The sequence below is a fragment of the Streptomyces sp. S4.7 genome (assembly GCF_010384365.1).
Classification (GTDB): domain Bacteria; phylum Actinomycetota; class Actinomycetes; order Streptomycetales; family Streptomycetaceae; genus Streptomyces.
Map to the genome: position 1 here is coordinate 4,775,394 of NZ_CP048397.1, position 17,443 is coordinate 4,792,836.

The 17,443-nt window shown below is 67.5% G+C and carries 17 protein-coding genes and 1 pseudogene; 8 read left to right on the forward strand and 10 right to left on the reverse strand.

The window, feature by feature from the left end:
• Positions 1-86 precede the first annotated feature (86 nt).
• The 3 genes from SSPS47_RS21450 to SSPS47_RS21460 all read right to left on the reverse strand — a co-directional run bounded on the left by SSPS47_RS21450 (position 87) and on the right by SSPS47_RS21460 (position 2,231).
• On the reverse strand, positions 87-977 hold the full coding sequence (locus tag SSPS47_RS21450; RefSeq protein ID WP_164252481.1) for a hypothetical protein: 891 nt from the start codon (positions 975-977) through the stop codon (positions 87-89).
• 111 nt (positions 978-1,088) lie between these two features.
• A complete protein-coding gene (locus SSPS47_RS21455) occupies positions 1,089-1,559 on the reverse strand; it encodes a DUF5707 domain-containing protein (RefSeq protein ID WP_239065003.1) in 471 nt (156 codons plus the stop codon).
• Between the two features lie 261 nt (positions 1,560-1,820).
• Positions 1,821-2,231 (reverse strand): ATP-binding protein, encoded by a 411-nt coding sequence (locus SSPS47_RS21460; RefSeq protein WP_164252482.1) that lies wholly within the window; start codon positions 2,229-2,231, stop codon positions 1,821-1,823.
• A 122-nt stretch (positions 2,232-2,353) separates the two neighbouring features.
• Here SSPS47_RS21460 and SSPS47_RS21465 point away from each other — a divergent pair, with 122 nt between their 5' ends.
• The 3 genes from SSPS47_RS21465 (at position 2,354) to SSPS47_RS21475 (ending at position 4,065) form a co-directional block, all read left to right on the forward strand.
• Positions 2,354-3,175 carry a helix-turn-helix transcriptional regulator gene (locus SSPS47_RS21465; protein WP_164254802.1) on the forward strand — a complete coding sequence of 274 codons (822 nt, stop codon included), beginning with the start codon at positions 2,354-2,356 and terminating at the stop codon, positions 3,173-3,175.
• The gene (locus SSPS47_RS21470) at positions 3,162-3,380 is read left to right on the forward strand and encodes a DUF397 domain-containing protein (RefSeq protein WP_164252483.1); all 219 of its coding nucleotides are present in this window, start codon (positions 3,162-3,164) and stop codon (positions 3,378-3,380) included. Before SSPS47_RS21465 ends, SSPS47_RS21470 begins: the two co-directional genes overlap by 14 nt.
• Positions 3,381-3,588: 208 nt before the next feature.
• Positions 3,589-4,065 (forward strand): HIT family protein, encoded by a 477-nt coding sequence (locus SSPS47_RS21475; protein WP_164252484.1) that lies wholly within the window; start codon positions 3,589-3,591, stop codon positions 4,063-4,065.
• A 12-nt stretch (positions 4,066-4,077) separates the two neighbouring features.
• On the opposite strand, the gene SSPS47_RS21480 is transcribed toward SSPS47_RS21475, so the two are convergent.
• The 4 genes from SSPS47_RS21480 to SSPS47_RS21495 all read right to left on the reverse strand — a co-directional run bounded on the left by SSPS47_RS21480 (position 4,078) and on the right by SSPS47_RS21495 (position 7,409).
• On the reverse strand, positions 4,078-4,845 hold the full coding sequence (locus SSPS47_RS21480; protein WP_164252485.1) for a hypothetical protein: 768 nt from the start codon (positions 4,843-4,845) through the stop codon (positions 4,078-4,080).
• Between the two features lie 75 nt (positions 4,846-4,920).
• Positions 4,921-6,021 (reverse strand): thiamine-phosphate kinase, encoded by a 1,101-nt coding sequence (thiL, locus tag SSPS47_RS21485; RefSeq protein WP_164252486.1) that lies wholly within the window; start codon positions 6,019-6,021, stop codon positions 4,921-4,923.
• Positions 6,018-6,704, reverse strand: a complete 687-nt coding sequence (locus SSPS47_RS21490; RefSeq protein ID WP_164252487.1) for a (d)CMP kinase — start codon at positions 6,702-6,704, stop codon at positions 6,018-6,020. The genes thiL and SSPS47_RS21490 overlap by 4 nt, the downstream gene beginning before the upstream one ends.
• Positions 6,705-6,734: 30 nt before the next feature.
• Positions 6,735-7,409 carry an HIT domain-containing protein gene (locus tag SSPS47_RS21495; RefSeq protein WP_164252488.1) on the reverse strand — a complete coding sequence of 225 codons (675 nt, stop codon included), beginning with the start codon at positions 7,407-7,409 and terminating at the stop codon, positions 6,735-6,737.
• Between the two features lie 322 nt (positions 7,410-7,731).
• Between SSPS47_RS21495 and SSPS47_RS21500 the strand changes: the two are divergent.
• The 4 genes and pseudogenes from SSPS47_RS21500 to SSPS47_RS21510 form a co-directional block, all read left to right on the forward strand.
• Positions 7,732-8,172, forward strand: a pseudogene (locus SSPS47_RS21500) (class I SAM-dependent methyltransferase); the annotation flags it as partial.
• A 15-nt stretch (positions 8,173-8,187) separates the two neighbouring features.
• Positions 8,188-8,331: a hypothetical protein gene (locus SSPS47_RS35565; RefSeq protein ID WP_239065375.1), complete on the forward strand. Its 144-nt coding sequence runs from the start codon at positions 8,188-8,190 to the stop codon at positions 8,329-8,331.
• Positions 8,332-8,528: 197 nt separating this feature from the next.
• Complete coding sequence (locus tag SSPS47_RS21505) at positions 8,529-10,061, forward strand: hypothetical protein (protein WP_164252490.1); 1,533 nt, start codon at positions 8,529-8,531, stop codon at positions 10,059-10,061.
• Positions 10,058-12,445 carry a glycosyltransferase gene (locus SSPS47_RS21510; RefSeq protein WP_164252491.1) on the forward strand — a complete coding sequence of 796 codons (2,388 nt, stop codon included), beginning with the start codon at positions 10,058-10,060 and terminating at the stop codon, positions 12,443-12,445. The genes SSPS47_RS21505 and SSPS47_RS21510 overlap by 4 nt, the downstream gene beginning before the upstream one ends.
• An 81-nt stretch (positions 12,446-12,526) precedes the next feature.
• Here SSPS47_RS21510 and SSPS47_RS35570 read toward each other — a convergent pair whose 3' ends face one another.
• The 3 genes from SSPS47_RS35570 to SSPS47_RS21525 all read right to left on the reverse strand — a co-directional run bounded on the left by SSPS47_RS35570 (position 12,527) and on the right by SSPS47_RS21525 (position 15,812).
• Positions 12,527-13,324, reverse strand: a complete 798-nt coding sequence (locus tag SSPS47_RS35570; protein WP_239065005.1) for a hypothetical protein — start codon at positions 13,322-13,324, stop codon at positions 12,527-12,529.
• A 155-nt stretch (positions 13,325-13,479) separates the two neighbouring features.
• Positions 13,480-14,832, reverse strand: a complete 1,353-nt coding sequence (locus SSPS47_RS21520; RefSeq protein WP_164252492.1) for a polysialyltransferase family glycosyltransferase — start codon at positions 14,830-14,832, stop codon at positions 13,480-13,482.
• Complete coding sequence (locus SSPS47_RS21525; RefSeq protein WP_164252493.1) at positions 14,832-15,812, reverse strand: glycosyltransferase family 2 protein; 981 nt, start codon at positions 15,810-15,812, stop codon at positions 14,832-14,834. The genes SSPS47_RS21520 and SSPS47_RS21525 overlap by 1 nt, the downstream gene beginning before the upstream one ends.
• Positions 15,813-15,999: 187 nt before the next feature.
• On the opposite strand from SSPS47_RS21525, the gene SSPS47_RS21530 reads away from it, so the two are divergent.
• The gene (locus tag SSPS47_RS21530; RefSeq protein ID WP_164252494.1) at positions 16,000-17,325 is read left to right on the forward strand and encodes a DUF6716 putative glycosyltransferase; all 1,326 of its coding nucleotides are present in this window, start codon (positions 16,000-16,002) and stop codon (positions 17,323-17,325) included.
• The last annotated feature ends 118 nt before the right edge of the window (positions 17,326-17,443 follow it).

A 17,443-nucleotide genomic window follows, 5' to 3' on the forward strand; every position in this document is an offset into this window, starting at 1 on the left:
CCACGAGTGCCGCGACGACCTCATTCGGACGCACCAAGCCCGGCGCCCGCCGCACCGCCTCCACCCCTCACCTGAGGGAACGACGGCTAGGCCGCGCCCTTCAGACGGCGCAGGATCGTCATCAGCTCGTCCGGCGGGACGATCGAGAAGCTCTTCGCCGCGTCGTCGATCCGCGTCAGACAGGTGATCTCGCCCTTGTGCCACCAGTAGATCCGGGGGGAGAGCGGTCCCGGGTTGTCCCGGTAGGCGCCCAGGCCGAAGGCGGCCAGGTCGTTGATCGCCTCGACCGCGTACCCGTCCTCCAGCGGGTGGAAGACCAGGAAGTGGCGGCTGGGCGCGGTGAACAGGGCCCCGTCGCCGGGGAGTTCGCGGCCGGTGAGCGTGCGTGCGAGATCGCCGAGGACCAGGGCCTTGCTCGCGACGAACATCGACCCGCCCGTCACCAGGTGCACGGTCGCGCCGCTGTCCGTCCGCACCACGTCGTGGTCGACGGGCTCGCCGACCAGGCGGGCGCGCCCGGCGGAGCGCAGCTCCTCAAGACCCGCGCGGGCGACGTCCCGGTCGTCGAGCAGCCGCAGGGAGTCGGGCAGGTCCAGCGCGAGCGCTTCGAGCAGCCCGGTCGCCACCGGCCGGGTGTAGCTGAACGACGCGGCCGCCTCCGCCGGGACGGCGTCGTCCGGCACGAGCCGCAGATACACGCTCCGGAGTACGGACTCGGCGTCGGCGCCCGCCGAACGCGTCCCGTTGTCCAGGGCGTCGAAGTGGTGCTCCACGAGCCGGGGCCAGGCTTCCGGCTCGGCGCGGCGGCACAGCTCCGCGAGGTTGTACAGCGCCCGGGTGCCCTGGTCCGCGTGCACGGTGTCGCCGCTTACGGTCACGGTGTCGCCCCGCCGGGCGTGGTGCAGGCGCACCAACTCACGCAGGTGGTCGGCCTGTTCGGTGGCGAGCGCGGGCAGGTGGGCGTCGAAGGAGTTCATCGGACGAGTCTATTGACGGAGCGTGGCCGTGCCGCCCTCGGGCGAACCCGCACGGCACCGGCGAGACCCGGGCACAGATCACGTACGCGTGCGTGGACCGGCGGGTGCCCGTCAGAAGTCGAGCGTGACGGTCGCGGCCTCGGGGACGAACTTCTTCCCGCCGTCCCGTCCCGTGAGCAGCGCGGCGACCGTCCACTCGCCCTTCCCCGTCTCCGCCAGCTCCCGTTCCGTGACCCGCAGCGAGTAGGCGCAGGTGGACTTCTCGTCGTCCACGCGCTCGCAGTCGGCCTTCTCGGCGTACTCCATCTCCTCGGCCGTCGGATCGAGACCCGAGGCGTTCGGCCAGGCCAGCACCTTGAGGTTCTTGACGCCCGAGTCGTCGGCCACGTCCGCGGCGAAGGTGAACACGCCCTCGTCGCCGCCGGGCGCCACCACGAAACGGGCCGAGGCGTTGTCCACGACCGGCTTGGCGGGCGCGGTGGCGGACGCGATACCGGCGACGGCGACGGCGACGGCGACGGCGCCGGCGGCCACGGCACCGACGAGGGACGTGAGGGCGACACGCTTGGAGATCCTGGACATGAGAAATCCTCCTGAGGACATCGGTGGGGTTCGGGTCATGGGGCGTGGGACCGGGTCTTCGGCTTGCTCCGCGCCGTGTCTCAAAGCTAGGTCCGCGAGGTCCGGCGAACGTCGGGCCACGGGATGACCGAGGTGTCCAACCAGAGATAGAGCCGGGGCGCCCGCCCTCCGTCGTCCGGGATGAACCCGATTCCAGCTGCCGTGGTCTCGCGTAGGACTTTCAGATGCGCGCCGCTGCTGTCCGCGACCGGGCGGTGCGGCTCAGTGATGGAGGGACAGCTCCGCCCAGACGGCTTTCCCGGGCCCGTTACGGTCCTTGACTCCCCAGCTGTCCGCGAGCGCGGCCACGAGTGTGAGCCCTCTGCCGCCCGGCGACTCCAGGTCCGGTTCGCGGATCTCGGGCCAGTCGGACGACGTGTCGTGCACCTCGATGAGGAGCGTGTCGGAGAGCCGCAGGTACCAGGTCTCGATCTCCCGGCCCGGCGACACCCGGGCGTGCCGCCCCGCGTTGGTCAGCAGCTCCGACAGCACGAGTACGGCCGCCTCTTCGAGCGGCGCGAGCCCCCACCCCGCGAGGGCCTTCCTCAGCTCCCACCGGGCGAGCCCTACGCAGCGCGGGTGCCGGCTCCAGCGCAGCACCACGGAATCCCCGTGGGCCGAGTTCATCAACATGGGAAGCCACCTCCAAAGTTGCTCTCTGTGACATTTCACTTACAGAGTGAGGTGGTGGGCGCTGCCGTGGAAGGGGTTCGATCTTGACAAAGCGCAGTTCAAGGACGGGAGTTGATCGCGTGATGGAGCAACGCGTGCCGCGTGGTCCCCGGGAGAAGTACGGGGAGGAGCTGAAGCTGCGGCGTATCGCGGCGGGCATGACGCAGGAGGCTGTGGCCCGGGAGATGATGTGCTCCCCGACGCTGATCAGCCACTACGAGGCGGGGCGACGGCTGCCGAGCCCGCCGGACGCGAAGCGGCTAGACAAGGTGCTGGGGACGGACGGGTTCTTTGAGCGGTGGCTGGAGGACTTGGACTCGAAGTTCGCCCATCACTTCGTCGCTGCGGCGGAGTTGGAGAAGCAGGCGGCCGAGATCCGTCAGTACGGGCTGACGCTCGTGCCCGGCCTCTTGCAGACCGACGACTATGCGCGGGCGCTGTTCCGGGCGTACGACCCGAACTACCGGACAGACGACATTGACCGGCGGGTGGTCAACCGCATGGAACGGGCTCAGATCCTTGAGGGCCCCTCAGGCCCCGTACTGTGGACACTGCTGGACGAAGCCGTACTCCGACGGCGAGTCGGAGGAGCCATCGCGATGGCTGTGCAGTTGCGCAAGATCGCGGACATGGCAGAGGCGGGGCGCCTGCGGTTGCATGTAGTGCCCTTTGGAGCCGGGGAGCACGCCCTGATGGAGAGCCTGCTCACCCTGATGAGTTTCAAGGATGCCGCACCCGTGGCGTACGTCGAGGGTTTGTACACCGGGAACTTGATGGACGATCCGGCCCTGGTGAGCAACTGTCGAACGGCCTACGATCTGGCGTTGGGCGATGCGTTGTCGCACGGGAAATCACTGGCCCTGGTGCGGGCTGTAGCGGAGGAACACGAAAATGGTGAGCAGTGAGCGCTTCACGGGGTGGCGCAAGTCGAGCTACAGCGGTGGCGGCAACGGCGAGTGCCTTGAGGTAGCCGACGGCCACCCCGTCGTCCCCGTCCGGGACTCCAAGCTCACGCACGGCCCCGCTCTCGTGTTCCCCGCCGCCGGCTGGTCGTCGTTCGTCTCGGCGGTCAAGGCCGGGACGCTCGGTCGTAAGTGCAGGTCAGCCTAGAAAAGACGTGTCGCGAATCCGGATTGCCTATCGGACCGCTTGCCGGGATTTCACCCTAAAGAGACGGCGATCACGTAGCGAAGTCAAGGGAATTTGGCTACGGTTCTGAGATGTTAATCATCGGTCTGGTTCGCCCCGTCGACACTTCGAACATCGCCCCGTATGCGTGCGAGGCGGATGCCGCCACAGAACGCGAGCGGAGCGAACGATGAGTCACCAATCATCGGCCGTCTCGGACGATTCCCCCTGTATCTTCTGTGAACGGCGTCGACCTGATCTCAATCGGATCATGCAGGAAAACGAGACGTTCTTTGTTCGCTATGACAATTTTCCTGCCACTCCTGGCCATGTCGAAGTCGTTCCCAAGCGTCATGTGGAGTCCTTCTTTGAGCTGACAGCCGGCGAGTTGACGGATGCCTACGCTCTGATTCTAGCCGCTCAGGAAAGAATCACCGAGGAATCTCGGCCAGATGGATTCACTATTGGGATCAACGAGGGGCGGGCCGCCGGACGAACTGTCGATCATCTTCATATCCATTTGATTCCCCGGCATTTCGGTGACGTAGAAGATCCCCGCGGCGGAATCAGGCGTGCGGTCCCTAACTGTGACCCGGACGTCTGGACGAGCGGTGACGGCGAGGTCGGACTTAGGGAGCTCACAGACGTCCAGCCCGGCCGCCGCTGACGCTCAAGGGCGTCAGAGGGCGTCAAAGTCATCGTGACCGAGACGGGAGCACAGCGAGTTCACCTCATGCCAAAAGTCGTCCACGTTCATGGCGTCATGACCGTGCCGGGCATCGACACTGATGCATCCTATGAAGTCGCCGTTCCTATTTCTGATCGGGCTTGCGAACACGGCTCCACGATGCATAACGCGCTGAAATCCTGACCAGGAGAATCCCATCACGGCGTCGGCTCCTGCGGCGTCTCGGCATGTTTCGAATTCCTGTTGGTTCGTCAAGCGACTCGCCAATTTCTGCACGTCATAGGAAACTTCTCCGTTATGTTTCCAGCAGAGACCGACGACGCCCACTCCCATGATGGGTGCGAAGGATCTGGTGGTTGGCGTGCTTCCCAGGCGGTACGTGGCGACACGTCGCAGATATCCGCGCCAGGGATGACGAAAAGACCGGCGAATCAGCCATATATGAAGGCCGAGATCGCCGGTCTCAACGGGTGGGTGGGCTCTTTTCGCAACCACCAGCATCTTTCCGAAGTGTTGCAGTACTTGCTGGCGGACAACGGATCGGCGCTCCGTTCTCTGCCTGCTCGCGTACTCCTGGAAAGGCGTGAAAGCGCCGAACAGTCCGACCGTGCATATGAGCGCGAGCAGAATGTAGGGACGCTCCTCTGCCGTCTCGGACCAGAACTGCTTGTTGGGCAAGTCGTACTGACGCGCCGCCAGCCCCAGGGTCGCCCCGAGCAGGATCGATCGGTCCGCGATCTTGGCGGTGAGCGTCTTCATCCGGCTATCTTATTCCGCGAGGGCGCGGGCCCACCATGGCCCATCATGACGAGACGGGGGGCGTCTTTCTCCCACTTACGCGTCTGCTGTGCCCGAGGCCAGCAGACTGATGTCGGATGTCTGATGTTTCCAAGCCACGCCTGGTAGTGGTCGGACACCGTTGTCATCTACCACTACTGCCTCACCGTCCTCCGTCGCCTCACCGATCACAACGAAATCCAGGCCGCTGGCTGTGAATTCCGCCCGGCAGGCCGGTACGTCGTCCGGGGCGATGGTGAAGGCCAACTGGAAGTCGGACGACGCGCTCATCGTCAAGGCCAGCGAGTTGACCTTCATGAGTTCCGCGACCTCGCGAACTGCGGGGTCCACGGGGACGTCCCGCTCGTTGACACGGAAACCCACCCCGCTGGCGTGCATCAGTTGCTCGATTGTCGCCTTGAGTCCGTCGGAGGTGTCCTGGCAGGCCGTGGCGTATGGTTTCTGGGCCAGAACGCGGCCTTCGGCCACCCGGGCGCGGGGCTTTTTCCAGCTGTCCAGCAGTTTCTGTTCCATTTCCACCGGCAGCGCTCGCCGGAACGTATCCCGCTGCGGGAAGTACGCGACCGCCGCCCCGAGGAGACCGCATGCGCCGGTGACACAGAGTAAATCTCCCGGGGAGGCGCCAGACCGCTTCAGCACCTTTCCAGGCCGGCAGACACCCAGAGCCGTTCCGGAGAGAATCAGGCGTTCCGCGTTCCCGATGTCCCCACCCACATTGAGTGTCCCGAAATCCGTGCACGCTTGATGAATTCCGGCCACTACTTGCCGGAACCCTGCATCGTCCATCTCGTGCGGATAGCGGATGACACTGAGCAGACCGATGGGAGTGGCACCCATGGCCGCTATGTCACTGATGTTGGCCGCAGCCAGGTAGTAGCCGATGTCGAAGTCCGACAGAAGACCCAGCTCGTGCAGGATGAATTTTGGACCTCGAATATAGTCCGACCCCACGACGAGGGTCACCGGTGACCCGATGTCATAGACCGCGCAGTCGTCCCTCGCGTCGGCCCCCACGCTCAGGAGTACGTCCAGACCGTCCGGTGCAACGTCGGACCCGGACTGATCACCGAAGAATTGACTGACGAGTTGTCGCACACGTGTCGGCTCATCCGAGTAGACCGGTTCCTGGAGAGTCATGTCTCGTCGCGCCTTTCGCTGATGTGTGTGGGGTTTTGATTCAACCTGTTTAGCGCGCACGCCAGAACCGCAGAGGCGGGGAGATAGGTCGACTGAATTTCAACGGAGTTGTTGAGCGCCCGGACGGCCAGGCGGTTCGCCTCATCGCGTGCCGTTGGGGGACCCACCGCCGTGGAGCGGTCACTCCTGTCGCGATATTGTGCGCGTCTGCGTTCCCTGCGCACCACCAGACTCGCTGTCAGATAGATCTGCAAGTTTGCAATGGGGAGGAGTGTCGCGCCCGTATCTCTGCCGACGACCACCACATTCCCGCACTCATCGACGATGTCGCGATGCACACGCAGAATTTCTTGCCGCAAGACCGGTTCCTTGGAAATCTCTTTGAGGTTTTCATCCAAAGACGGATCCCAGATTTCGTCCGTGATCTCTTTTTCGTGAAGGAAGATGGCGTGGCTTTGGGTCAGCAAACCCGACGCGTTGTACACGGCGGGGCGGTGTTTCAATTCGACACCCAATCGAACGCGCGGGTTCTTGACTGGTTCGCGGGAGAGCGCGTAGGCCAGACTCCGGAAGGTGAGTCCGGTATCCAGAAAAGTGAGTCCCAGGTGCTGGGCCAGACTCGTCGCCAGCGTGGTTTTGCCGCTGGCAGTCGGGCCGTCGATGGAGATGGTGATATGCGGCATGTGCCGCCCTCCGAACGTGCTGAGAGTTGACTATGCGTACTTTGTCAGGGTGGCCCTCCAACTGCTGGTGTGTGCCATGGTTTCTCGAAGCAGGTCCTTGCGGACGACCAAGGCGTAGTCCCACAGCGGATCGGGGATCCCGAGCAGGCGGCCGGCGACGGAACGCAAATACTGGCTTCGTATCGGACGCCTGCCATCGAATACTCGATATTTACCTTCGTGGCCACAGAGGAAATACGGTTCCCCTCCGAAGGATCCTAACTCACCGATTTCGGTCAGAGTTGTCGACGGTAATTCATCCGCCGTGATGAGCGAATTTATGTCGTGTCCATCGACGGGAAGCATATGCAAGTGCGCGTGAGAAATGCAAGCGCCTGATTCCATGGCGGCGGACGAACCGTGCTCAAGTACGGTTAGTTGCTCGAACGTTTGTCGATAAAGCGATCCTATTTCCGTGAGGATCGCCGTCAGTTCTTCACCGTGTTCACCGATGAGTTCCGCGAAACTGAGATAGTGCTCAACCGGAAGCAGGAGAAGGTGGCCGACGCACAGTGGAGACATGTCGATGATGAGACGAAACCGTGGTGTCTCCAGCAGCACTCGGCTCGCAGGATCCCCTTCGTAGACCAACGAGAATGTGTTGCCCGGTGCGCCGGTAATTTCGTCGCAGAAGTCGGATTCGGTGCACCGGAGTCCAGAGTTCATAGTCCACCCCTTAGCAAGGGAATGATCAAGAGCGTCGGTGAGGAAATTTGCCAGCGCAGTTTACAAAAAATCGTTTCATCCGGACAAGTGGGGGGAGCCTCTCGGATCCACTTTGGCCGAAAGTGGAGAGGTGGAAGTATTTGTGCCAGGGCGGTGTCCACCTGCTGGCCAGGAGCGGCTGGTCGCGCGGTCTACCGCTGAGTAGACGCTGGTCCTGGGTATTCAAGACAATGTTCGAGTTTCCCCTCAGAGGGCTGATGCCTGACATAGCGTCATCTGCAGGAATGGCTTCGCAACCCCGGTCGGGAACCCGGAGAATCGCATGCCTCTCGTAGCAGGGACGGCGGGCTATGGAGCCGCCGCGGAAGATCTTGCACGTCAGTACGAAAGTGTCTCTTTACTGGAGGTTCATGGAGATACACTCCCCCTGTTCCCTCCTCCACCTGGCAGAGTCGCGGATCTTGGCGCAGGGTCGGGGAGGGACGCGGCCGCGCTGGCCGCCCTGGGTTACGACGTGGTGGCGGTTGAACCGACAGATGAATTTCGCGAGATAGGGCGACGTGTGCATGCTGGCGCACCCGTCCGGTGGATCAACAGCGCGCTGCCCGAACTCGACGGAGTGAGCGGTCCGTTCGACCTGATTCTGATCGTAGGAGTCTGGATGCACCTGGAACAGAAAGAGCGACGAACGGCCATGGAACATGTTCGGTCCCTTCTCGCTCCGAAGGGACGCGTAGTCATCACTCTTCGGCACGGTCCGGTCCCATCGGAGCGGCGGATGTTCGACGTTCCGGCCGCGGAAGTGATCCAGATGGGGCGGCGAGCCGGGCTCGACCCACTGATGGCACGCGAGCAGCCTGACCGACTGGGGCGCGACGGTGTCTCGTGGAGCGCGCTGGTGCTGGAGGCGCGGCTCACATAGGCGCTTGCTGACTGTAAGGCGGCCAGGGTGACTCCCTTGGCGCCGAATGGGGGCGCGCGCTCCGCCCGCACGGCCATTTTTCGGGCTCCGGGCGTTCCATCCGCCGACGCAGTCAGTTCACCTTCCCGACGCGCGCGTTTCCTAGCCTGTCGCCGACCCGCAACCTGATCGCGGGGCAGACAGACGCTGGGAGCACCATGACGAAGGTCCGCAACCGATGGCTCAGGCCGCGCGACGGGGACGGCCCGGCCGGGCCTCCCGACGGGGCGGGGCAGATCCCGGGCCGGGGGGACCGGATCACGCCGACCGAGCTGGACGTGTGTCTGCGTGCCTGCGCCGTGCACAGCGGGAAGCTGGTCGCCGGCCTGGACCGCAAGCGCGCCGAACTCGCCGAGAAGCTGCGCCTCGTCCTCGCCGCCCACGCCACCGAAGCGGGGGAGAGCGCCTCCGCCGCGCCCGCCACGACGCCGCTCATCCGGCGCGCGGCCAAGAAAGTGGTCGCCGGGGGCACGGGCTCGCTGAGCGGTGAACTGCTGGACGCGCTGCTGGCCGCCGGCAACAAGGCCCTGGAGTGCGGCTACGACGACGAGCTGCGGCTCTCGCTGCTCATCAGCGACGCCGTGCTGACCCAGCGCAAGAACTCCCGCGCCGGCTGGCGGCTGCGCGCCCGCACGCTGGAGGCCATGGGCGACGAGCCGGCGACCATCGCCGCGTACGAGCGCTACCTCGCCCTGACCGAGGAGGACGGGTTCGGTGTCGCGCCCCGTATCGCCGGACTGCGCACCGGAGGCGAGAAGCAGGACGAGATCCTGCGGCTTCTCGAACGCGGCTGCCCGCAGGCGGCGGTGTACGCGGACGGCCCCGCCACCGACATCTGGGCCGAGGGCGTCGAACTGCACGAAGCCGGCGACGGCGCGGGCGCCGAGGCGCGGCTGATCGGCGCGCTGCTCGCGATGCGCGGCGACGGCAGCCCCGTGACGGACCTCCAGGTCTCCATCGGGCAGTACCTCGACCTGCGGCTCGCGGGCGGTGGCGGAGCGGTTGAGGAGACCCGTCAACTCGCCGCGCTCTACGGTGAGATGCGCCGGGGCCGACAGCGCGGCCCGGTCCCCGATCCCACCTTCGGCGACGTCCGGTGGCTCACGCTCGGCGAGTTCCGCAACCAGATCGCGGGCAAGTCCATCTGCCTGATCGCCAACTCCCAGAGCGTCGGGCGCGGTTCGCTCGGGGCCGAGATCGACGCCTACGACCTGGTGGTCCGCTTCAACTCGTACAAGATCGACGCGGCGGCCACCGGCAGGCGTACCGACATCCACGCCTCCATCCACAAGCACGGCTTCAACTGGGACCAGAAGGTCACCACCCGGCTGATCTTCGGCGGACTCGGCAACGACTGGAAGAACTCGCTGCGCAACCGGCTCGTGCCCGGCGCCCAGACCTACGTCAACGACGAGTCGCTGCGCTGGCCGCTGCGCAACATCGGCCGGGTCGGCAACGACGAGTGGCCCGCCATCCCGACCAGCGGTTTCAACATGCTCTGGCTGCTGGACTTCCTGGACGTCAGCCCCAAGCTCGACCTGATCGGCTTCGACTTCTACGAGAGCGGCGCCTACCGCCTCAAGGAAGCGATGCGGATGCCCATCACGTCCGTGCACGAGTACACCAGCGAAAAGGCGTGGGTCATGGAACGCGCCCGGAGCGTGACCGACACGAGGATCTCCCTGCGATGACCGCCACCCCCCAGGCCCCGGTCGGACCCGCCGCCGCGGCCGCCGCCACCGCGCCGCTGTCCGCCAACGCCCTGACCGGCAAACGACGCCTCGCCTTCGCGTCCTTCGTCGACGAGAACTACCTGCCCGGCTTCCTCGCGCTGCTGCGCAGCCTCGCGCTGTCCAACCCCGGTGTGTGCGAGGACTTCGTCGTCCTCCACGACGACCTGCGGCCCCGGTCGGTCGCCTCGATACGCGCCCTGCACCCACGGATCCGCTTCCACCGCGTCGACGCCGCGCGCTACGACAGCTACGAGAAGGGCGACCAGGACAACTACCTGGTCCGCAAGGCCTACTTCATCCTCGACGTCTTCCGGCTGCGCGACTACGACACGATCATCACCCTCGACACCGACATGGTGGTCCTCGGCGACCTGTCCGAACTGCTCCGGCTCCGCGAGGGTCTCGCGGCCGTACCGCAGTTCTTCTACGGGCAGCACAAGCTCAACAGCGGACTGCTGGTCATCCAGCGCGAATACCTGAGCGACGAGTTCTGCGCGCGGATCGACGCCACCGGACGCAGCGGCGACTACGAGCTGGACAAGCACGACCAGGGCATCCTCAACTCGGTGCTCGACGGCGACTTCGTACAGCTCGACTCGCGCTACAACTTCGTCAAGCGGCGGCTCTCGGGCGACAAGCCCGTCCCCGACGACACCGCGATCCTGCACTTCACCGGACGCCACAAACCGTGGCAGGGCGGCGAGGCCGGTTACACCCAGGCCGAGGACCGCTGGCGGGAGTTCGAGCTGACCGACGCGCAGTTCTACGCCGCGTACATGGCCGTGCCCGGCGCCATGCACCACGACCTGGTGGTCAAGTACGGCACCGAGCACGTCGCGCGCACCGGGGACGTCGAGAGCGCCCGCAAGGTCGCGCACGCGCACATCAACGCGGGCGGCTTCCAGGAGGCCGCCGACATCCTCTCCGGCGTGCACATCCCGGTCGACGACACCTGGCCGCACGAGGTGCTGGGGCACGCCCTGATGAGCGTCTCCCGGTACGAGGAGGCCAGGGTCCAGCTGCACCTCGCGGCGGGCTCGCCCGGCCGCGCCGCCACGTCCTTCGGCCGGCTCGCGCAGATCGCCTGGATCCACGGCGACGACGCGACGGCGCACGCGTACGCGATGCAGGGGCTGGCCGTCGACCCCACGCACCGCTCCAACCGGCTGATGCGGCTGCGGACCCGGGACCACGATCTGCCCTCCCCGCGCGAGGGCGCCCCCGAGGACCAACTCGCCCATGTGGCCTTCTACATGCCGCAGCAGGGCAACGCCGGCGACAAGCTGCTGCCCGAGTCCGTACGGCTCGCGGTCGGCACCAGCACCGGCGCGGACGGCGGCGCCGACACCGATACGGGGCCGTCCCGCTGGCACTCGATCCACGCCCACCGCCTCTTCGACAAGGCCGCGCTGGCGCGCGTCAACGAGCGGCGCGCTCTGGTCATCGGCGGCGGCGGACTCTTCATCCCGGACACCGCGCCGAACGGCAACAGCGCCTGGCAGTGGAACGTCCCCGACGAGAACCTGAACGGCATCGACGTGCCGATCGTGGTGTACGCGGTCGGCTTCAACGCCTTCGACGGCCAGTCCTACCGGGCCGGGCGCTTCAACTCGTCCCTGCGCCAACTGGTCGAGCGCAGCGCCTTCTTCGCGCTGCGCAACCACGGCTCGATCGAAAAGGTCCGCGCGCTGCTGCCGGCCTCGCTCCACGACAAGGTGCGCTTCCAGCCCTGTCCGACCACGGTCACCCGGCAGCTGGTCGACGGCTGGATCGACCCGGCACCCGGGCAGCGCGAGAACACCGTCATGATCAACGCCGCGTACGACCGGGCGGGGCTGCGCTTCGGCCACGACTACGCGCACTTCCTGGCCGAGATGGCCAAGGCGGTGCGGGCGCTGGGCGAGCACACCGAGGTCCTGTGCGTGGCGCACTCGCTGGACGACGAGAAGATCGCGTTCGACCTGCGGCGCGAGCACGGCATCTCGCTGCCGGTCATCCCGATGTACGACTTCGACAACGACGCGATCCGGGACACCTACGCCCGTACGAAGCTGGTCATCGGCATGCGCGGTCACGCGGGGATGATCCCGTTCGGCTGCGGCACACCGATCATCTCGCTGATCTCGCACCCGAAGATGGCCTACTTCCTGTCGGACATCGACCGGCCGGAGTGGGGTGTCTCGGTCCACGACAGGAACCTCGGCGCGCTGCTCACGGAGCGGGCGCTGGGGCTGCTGAACGACCACGCCGGGTCGGTGGCCGACGTCCACGGCAGGCAGCAGGAGCTGTGGAAGGTGACGCAGTCGAACGCGGCGGACCTGCGGGGGATTCTGGGGGGCTGACCCGTAGGTCGTACGTCCTCGGTCGCCGGACGGGCCGCGAACCGGCCCGTCCGGCGACCGAGGACACGGCTCGACACCGAGTCAGTAATGCACCTGCGTCGGAAACGTGGCCGTGGGGCTGAACAGCGCCGCGTACCCCTCCTCGTGGTGCCTGCGGTGGCGGCCCGCCCGGTTCGCCTCGGCGGTCTGGGCGGCGGACGGGGTGAGCATCCCGTTGTCGGCGAGGGCCTGTACGCGCAGCAGCAACGCCCGCACGTCCAGGCCCAGTTCGCCGGCCACCGTCTGGAGGTCGAGGCCGGACTGCCAGCTCCAGAGCAGCACCGAGTCCATGCTCGACGACCAGACCACCGGGCTGTTCTCCGCCTCCGGCGTGTGGGTCACGGGCGGGGCGGTGTCCTGGTGGTGGGTCATCTCCTGGAGCGGGGCGCCGGCCTCGGTGCGCGGATGCGGCACGTGCGCCTCGGCGGGAGCGGCCTGCGGAGCCTGCTGCAGATACGCCTGCTCGGAGAACGTCTCCTCCTGCGGCTGTACGAGGGGCGGCACGGTCGGCTGCACGGGTGGCGCCACGGCGGGCGCCTGTGCCTGCGGAATCGGCTGCGTGCTCGCCTGTGGGTAGCGCTCCAGCAGCTCCCCGGCGACGCGGCGCGCGTCGGTCTTGCCGACCGTGCGCCGTGCCAGCCGCACCTCGCGCTCGTTCAGCCCCATGAGGTCCGCGACGGCACCGTCGTTGCCGACCGTGACGGCGAACGCGGCGAGCGTCCGGCTCCGCTCCGCCTGCGCCTCGTCCAGCACGGCCTGAGCCTGCCGCACCTGCTCGTCGCTGGCGCAGAAGGCTTCGGCGAGGACGCTGTTCCGGTCCCAGAGTTCACGTGGTTCCACGGGCTATCAACGCGGGCGGAGCGGAAGGGAATGCGAATTTACGTAAATTTACGCCAAATGGACCAAAGGGTAACTATTACCTGAAAGAGCGATTTGGCCTTGATCGCAGGACCGAACGCGTAGCCCCTCCGGCGATCGAGGACAGCCGGGGCCCGCTACGCGCGCAGTCGCAGCACGGCACGCCGCAGGCGTCGCGCCCGGCGGACCACGCGCCCCGCCGCCGCGTTCTGCGGGATGCGCACGAGCCGCGGGCCGACCGCGCCCGGGAGCCCGAGCGTCGTGAGGCGGCGGCGCTTGAAGTAACGCAGTGTGTGCGGGTCCAGCCGCGCCGTCAGGAAGCTCTCCGCCGCCGGCCGCAGCCCCGGGTGCATCTGCGGCTGCATCGTGAAGCCGACGGCCGTGACCAGCTCGGCGGGGCTCGGCTCCGGACGGTACGTACCGTCGTCGTCCAGCGGCGGGACCAGCGCGTCCACCAGCGTGACCGGCACCCGGTTGCTGTTCTGGAACGGGGAGAGCCGGTCCAGCAGCATGTCGGTGCCGGTGCGGGCCACCGGGAGACCGAAGAACGCCGACGCCGTGAACAGCGCCGTGGAGAAGCAGCCGACGACCAGGGCCGGCTCCAGCCGTCGGTACAGCACCTCGGCGAGAACCGGGCTGTCCAGCACGGTCAGCCGGGCGCCGAGTCCGGACGCCTCCTCCTCCAGCCGCCGCGACCGGACCGCCGGCGCGGAGGGGTGGGGTTTGAACACCACGTGCTCGTGGCCGAGTCTGACCACGCCCCGCACCATCCGGATGTGCAGGTCCTCCTCCTCGCGCTCGGTGATGATGCCCAGGGCGGAGAGGTACTGCCCCAGCAGCAGCGCGGGAGGCACACCGGGAGATTCGAAGTCCGTCGCCGAGTCGGCCAGTTGGTCCAGCACCCGCAGGAAGGCCGGGGTCGGGACCGTCTCGGAGGGGACGCCGAACTCGGTGAGCAGCAGCGGCACCAGACCCGGTACGAGATCGAGGTGCAGCAGCCTGCGTATCCGTGCGCCCACCTGGAGATCCAGCCGGTTGCGAGTGGGGCCGTAGCTCATCAGCCCGTCCGCGTACACCTCGATCCGGGCGGCCGTGAAGATCTCCGCGAGCGTGAGCGCGGGGCTGACCTGGATCGATTCGAGGACCAGCTCCACCGAGTCGTCGCCCAGTCCCCAGGCGAGCCGCAGATGGCGCTCCCAGATCGGCAGGTCGTCCTCGCGCGGGACCCAGCCGCCGGGATGGAACGGCGCGATCGTCTCGTTCCACGAAAGCACGGAGTCGAACCGGTGGCGCAGCCGCTCGAAGCCCGGCATCTCGTGGACGGCCGGGGTCAGTTCGGGCGTACCGGCGTTGTTGCTCACGACCAGGACGGTCCGGTCGACCGCCGGGAAGAGCCCCGCGTCGATCGCGGCGGCCAGCGTGGCGGCGCCGTACAGGGTGGACGCGTAGAACACCCGCGTCGTACGGCCGCCGGGGGAGGTCGTCGTCATCAGGCCGCCGCCTTCCCGCTCGCGCCCTGACGCCTGCGCAGCCGGCGCAACTGGGTCGAACGGTCCAGGTCCATCGAATTCAGCGCTTCTCTCAGTACGTCCTGCGGCAGCCGTTTCATCGCGGCGGCGCTCATCGTGCGCAATTTCCGGGCCACGGCCGGTTCGAATCGTTCTTTCGCCGCCAAGTGGTGCGAAATGATGGCCAGATATGTGCGTACCGCCTTCAGCAGAAAACGCTCGCCGTCACGGTCCGCCGCCGTTTCCTCCACGACCTGGTCGAAAGCGCGGATGAAGTCCAGTTGGCGTACGTCGCCGATCTGGGTGAGCGACGAGGCGACGCCGCGCCGGTAGAAGATCCCGAGCAGCCCCACCGCCGCGAAGGACTCCGCCTCCCGGTGCAGCCGCCAGATCCACGGCCGGTCCTCGGCGGTCCGCAGTCCGTCCGTGAAGTGCAGCAGCCCCCGGTCGGCGAGGCGCCGGTGGTAGATGCCGGCCCAGGCGTACGCGTAATCCACCGACGTGGTCCTGTCCGCGGGCAGGATCGTCCCGCGCGGCTCCAGGACCTCGCCGCGCGGGCCGACCGGGACGCGGTGCACCGTACGGGCCCGGCCGGTGAACTGGACATGGTCGGTACGGACGAAGTCGCAGCCCAGGCCCTCGACGGCGGCCAGCAGGCTCTCGTAGTAGCCCGGCTTCACCCAGTCGTCGCCGTCGAGGTAGGTGATGTACTCACCGCGTGAGGCGTCGAGACCGGTGTTGCGCGCGGTGGCCAGTCCGCCGTTCCTCTCGTGTCGCAGCAGGACCGCGCCGGGCAGCTCGCGCTCCGCGCGCCGCAGGAGTTCGGGGGTGTCGTCGGTCGAGCAGTCGTCGACGAGCAGGAACTCGAAGTCCTTTCGCGTGTTCGCCGCGAGGCTCCGGAGGGTTTCGGGGACGTATGTCTGCACGTTGTAGAACGGCACGACGACAGAGAGCTTGACCACGCCGTGGACGCTATGGGGCGGCCCGGCATTCGTTCCGACATCCGCGAGGATGCCAGGTGAACGAAGGATGGCGGAATGGTTAACCAACCCCGTTCCCGAGCCATTTCGCTCTCCGTAACCCCGCTGTTAACCCTTTATTGCTGTTGCGTTGGGCCGCCAATCCCCATGCCTTCCTAACGTCCAACACGTGCCATCACGTACCAGCAAAGCGGTCCGGGTCGCCGTGCTCGCCGACTCCGACACACGGTGGAAGTGGGGCGCGCTGACCGCGCGCCGCATCGCACCCGACGACCGCGACATCGAGCTCAGCGGCTTCCTGCTGCGCGGACGAGCGACGCCCACGGCCCGCCAGCTCGCGGAGGTGGGGGCCGAGGCGGACGCGCTGCGCGAGATGACGGGGACCGAGTTCCTGGACGTGCTGCGCGAGGAGACGTACGACGTCGTCGTCCTCGCCCTCGTCGGCGGCGCCGTACAGGCCATGCTGCACGGGATATCCGCGCTGGGCCTGCCCGACCGGCCCGCGCTCGTCACCGGCTACGTCGGTGTCGTCTACGAGAAGCTGTCCGACGGGCTGCTGCTGCGCCACGGCGCGGACATCGTCCTCGCCAACTCCCGCCACGACGCGCAGCGTTTCCGTGCCGTGTACGAGGGCGTGGGCGCCGACTCCGGCTCGGTCACCGAGGCCGCGCTGCCCTTCCTCGGCGGCGCGCGCTACACCCCCGAAGAGGGCAGGGACACGGTCGTCTTCGCGGCCCAGCCGTCCGTCCCGCTGACCCGCGCCGACCGTGCGTACCTGCTGCGGCGGCTGATCGAGCACGCGAGGCTGCACCCGCGCCGCGAGGTCCTGCTCAAACTGCGCAGCCGCGTGGGGGAGCAGACCACGCACGTCGAGGAGTACCCCTACCAGCGCCTCGCCGAGAAGCTGCCCGGCGGCCTGCCGCCCAACTTCCGCCTGGTGTACGGGAACATGGGCGAGGTCCTGGACGGTACCGATCTGCTGGTCACCGTCTCCTCGACGGCCGCGCTGGAGTCCCTGCACCGCCGTATCCCCACCGCGATCCTCACCGACCTCGGGATCCGCGAACCGCTCGGCAACCACCACTTCATCGGCTCCGGCTGTCTCGCCTCCTGGGACCAGCTCGACGGCGGGCAGCGGCCGAAGGCCGACCCCGTCTGGGCCGACCGGCAGGGGGTCGCCGCCGACGGCGGCTACGCCTCCGCCTTCGACGCGGCCCGCGAGCGCGTCGCGAAGCTGCTGGCCGACGGCGGACTGCCGCCGATCACCCCGTACTACACGGCGACCACGGCGCCCGGCTATCTGCCGGGCCTCCTCGCCCGCTACCACCTGGCACCCGACGGCAGCCCGCTGACGGCGTCGAACCGCACGGCGCAGGCGGGCACGACCGGCGTCCGCCGCGTGGTCCGCGACACGGTCCGCGCCGCGGCCCGCGGCGCCTACCGCCACGGCGTCCAACGCGTGGCCCCGGTCATCCGCCGAATGGGCGAGCTGTGACGGCCCCCCTGCCGCCGAGGGGCGCGGCGTTCGCGAGCGGCACCGCCGCGCCCGTGAGCGACGGATCGGCGCACGCGGCCGGCGTGCCCGTGCCGCACCCCGTACCCGCTGTACCCGG

Excerpts from the sequence above, each read along its gene's own strand:
- SSPS47_RS21450 (WP_164252481.1), bottom strand. The coding sequence starts at position 977 with ATGAACTCCTTCGACGCCCACCTGCCCGCGCTCGCCACCGAACAGGCC.
- SSPS47_RS21455 (WP_239065003.1), bottom strand. The coding sequence starts at position 1,559 with ATGTCCAGGATCTCCAAGCGTGTCGCCCTCACGTCCCTCGTCGGTGCC.
- SSPS47_RS21460 (WP_164252482.1), bottom strand. The coding sequence starts at position 2,231 with ATGTTGATGAACTCGGCCCACGGGGATTCCGTGGTGCTGCGCTGGAGC.
- SSPS47_RS21465 (WP_164254802.1), top strand. The coding sequence starts at position 2,354 with ATGGAGCAACGCGTGCCGCGTGGTCCCCGGGAGAAGTACGGGGAGGAG.
- SSPS47_RS21470 (WP_164252483.1), top strand. The coding sequence starts at position 3,162 with ATGGTGAGCAGTGAGCGCTTCACGGGGTGGCGCAAGTCGAGCTACAGC.
- SSPS47_RS21475 (WP_164252484.1), top strand. The coding sequence starts at position 3,589 with ATGAGTCACCAATCATCGGCCGTCTCGGACGATTCCCCCTGTATCTTC.
- SSPS47_RS21480 (WP_164252485.1), bottom strand. The coding sequence starts at position 4,845 with ATGAAGACGCTCACCGCCAAGATCGCGGACCGATCGATCCTGCTCGGG.
- thiL (WP_164252486.1), bottom strand. The coding sequence starts at position 6,021 with ATGACTCTCCAGGAACCGGTCTACTCGGATGAGCCGACACGTGTGCGA.
- SSPS47_RS21490 (WP_164252487.1), bottom strand. The coding sequence starts at position 6,704 with ATGCCGCATATCACCATCTCCATCGACGGCCCGACTGCCAGCGGCAAA.
- SSPS47_RS21495 (WP_164252488.1), bottom strand. The coding sequence starts at position 7,409 with ATGAACTCTGGACTCCGGTGCACCGAATCCGACTTCTGCGACGAAATT.
- SSPS47_RS35565 (WP_239065375.1), top strand. The coding sequence starts at position 8,188 with ATGTTCGACGTTCCGGCCGCGGAAGTGATCCAGATGGGGCGGCGAGCC.
- SSPS47_RS21505 (WP_164252490.1), top strand. The coding sequence starts at position 8,529 with ATGACGAAGGTCCGCAACCGATGGCTCAGGCCGCGCGACGGGGACGGC.
- SSPS47_RS21510 (WP_164252491.1), top strand. The coding sequence starts at position 10,058 with ATGACCGCCACCCCCCAGGCCCCGGTCGGACCCGCCGCCGCGGCCGCC.
- SSPS47_RS21520 (WP_164252492.1), bottom strand. The coding sequence starts at position 14,832 with ATGACGACGACCTCCCCCGGCGGCCGTACGACGCGGGTGTTCTACGCG.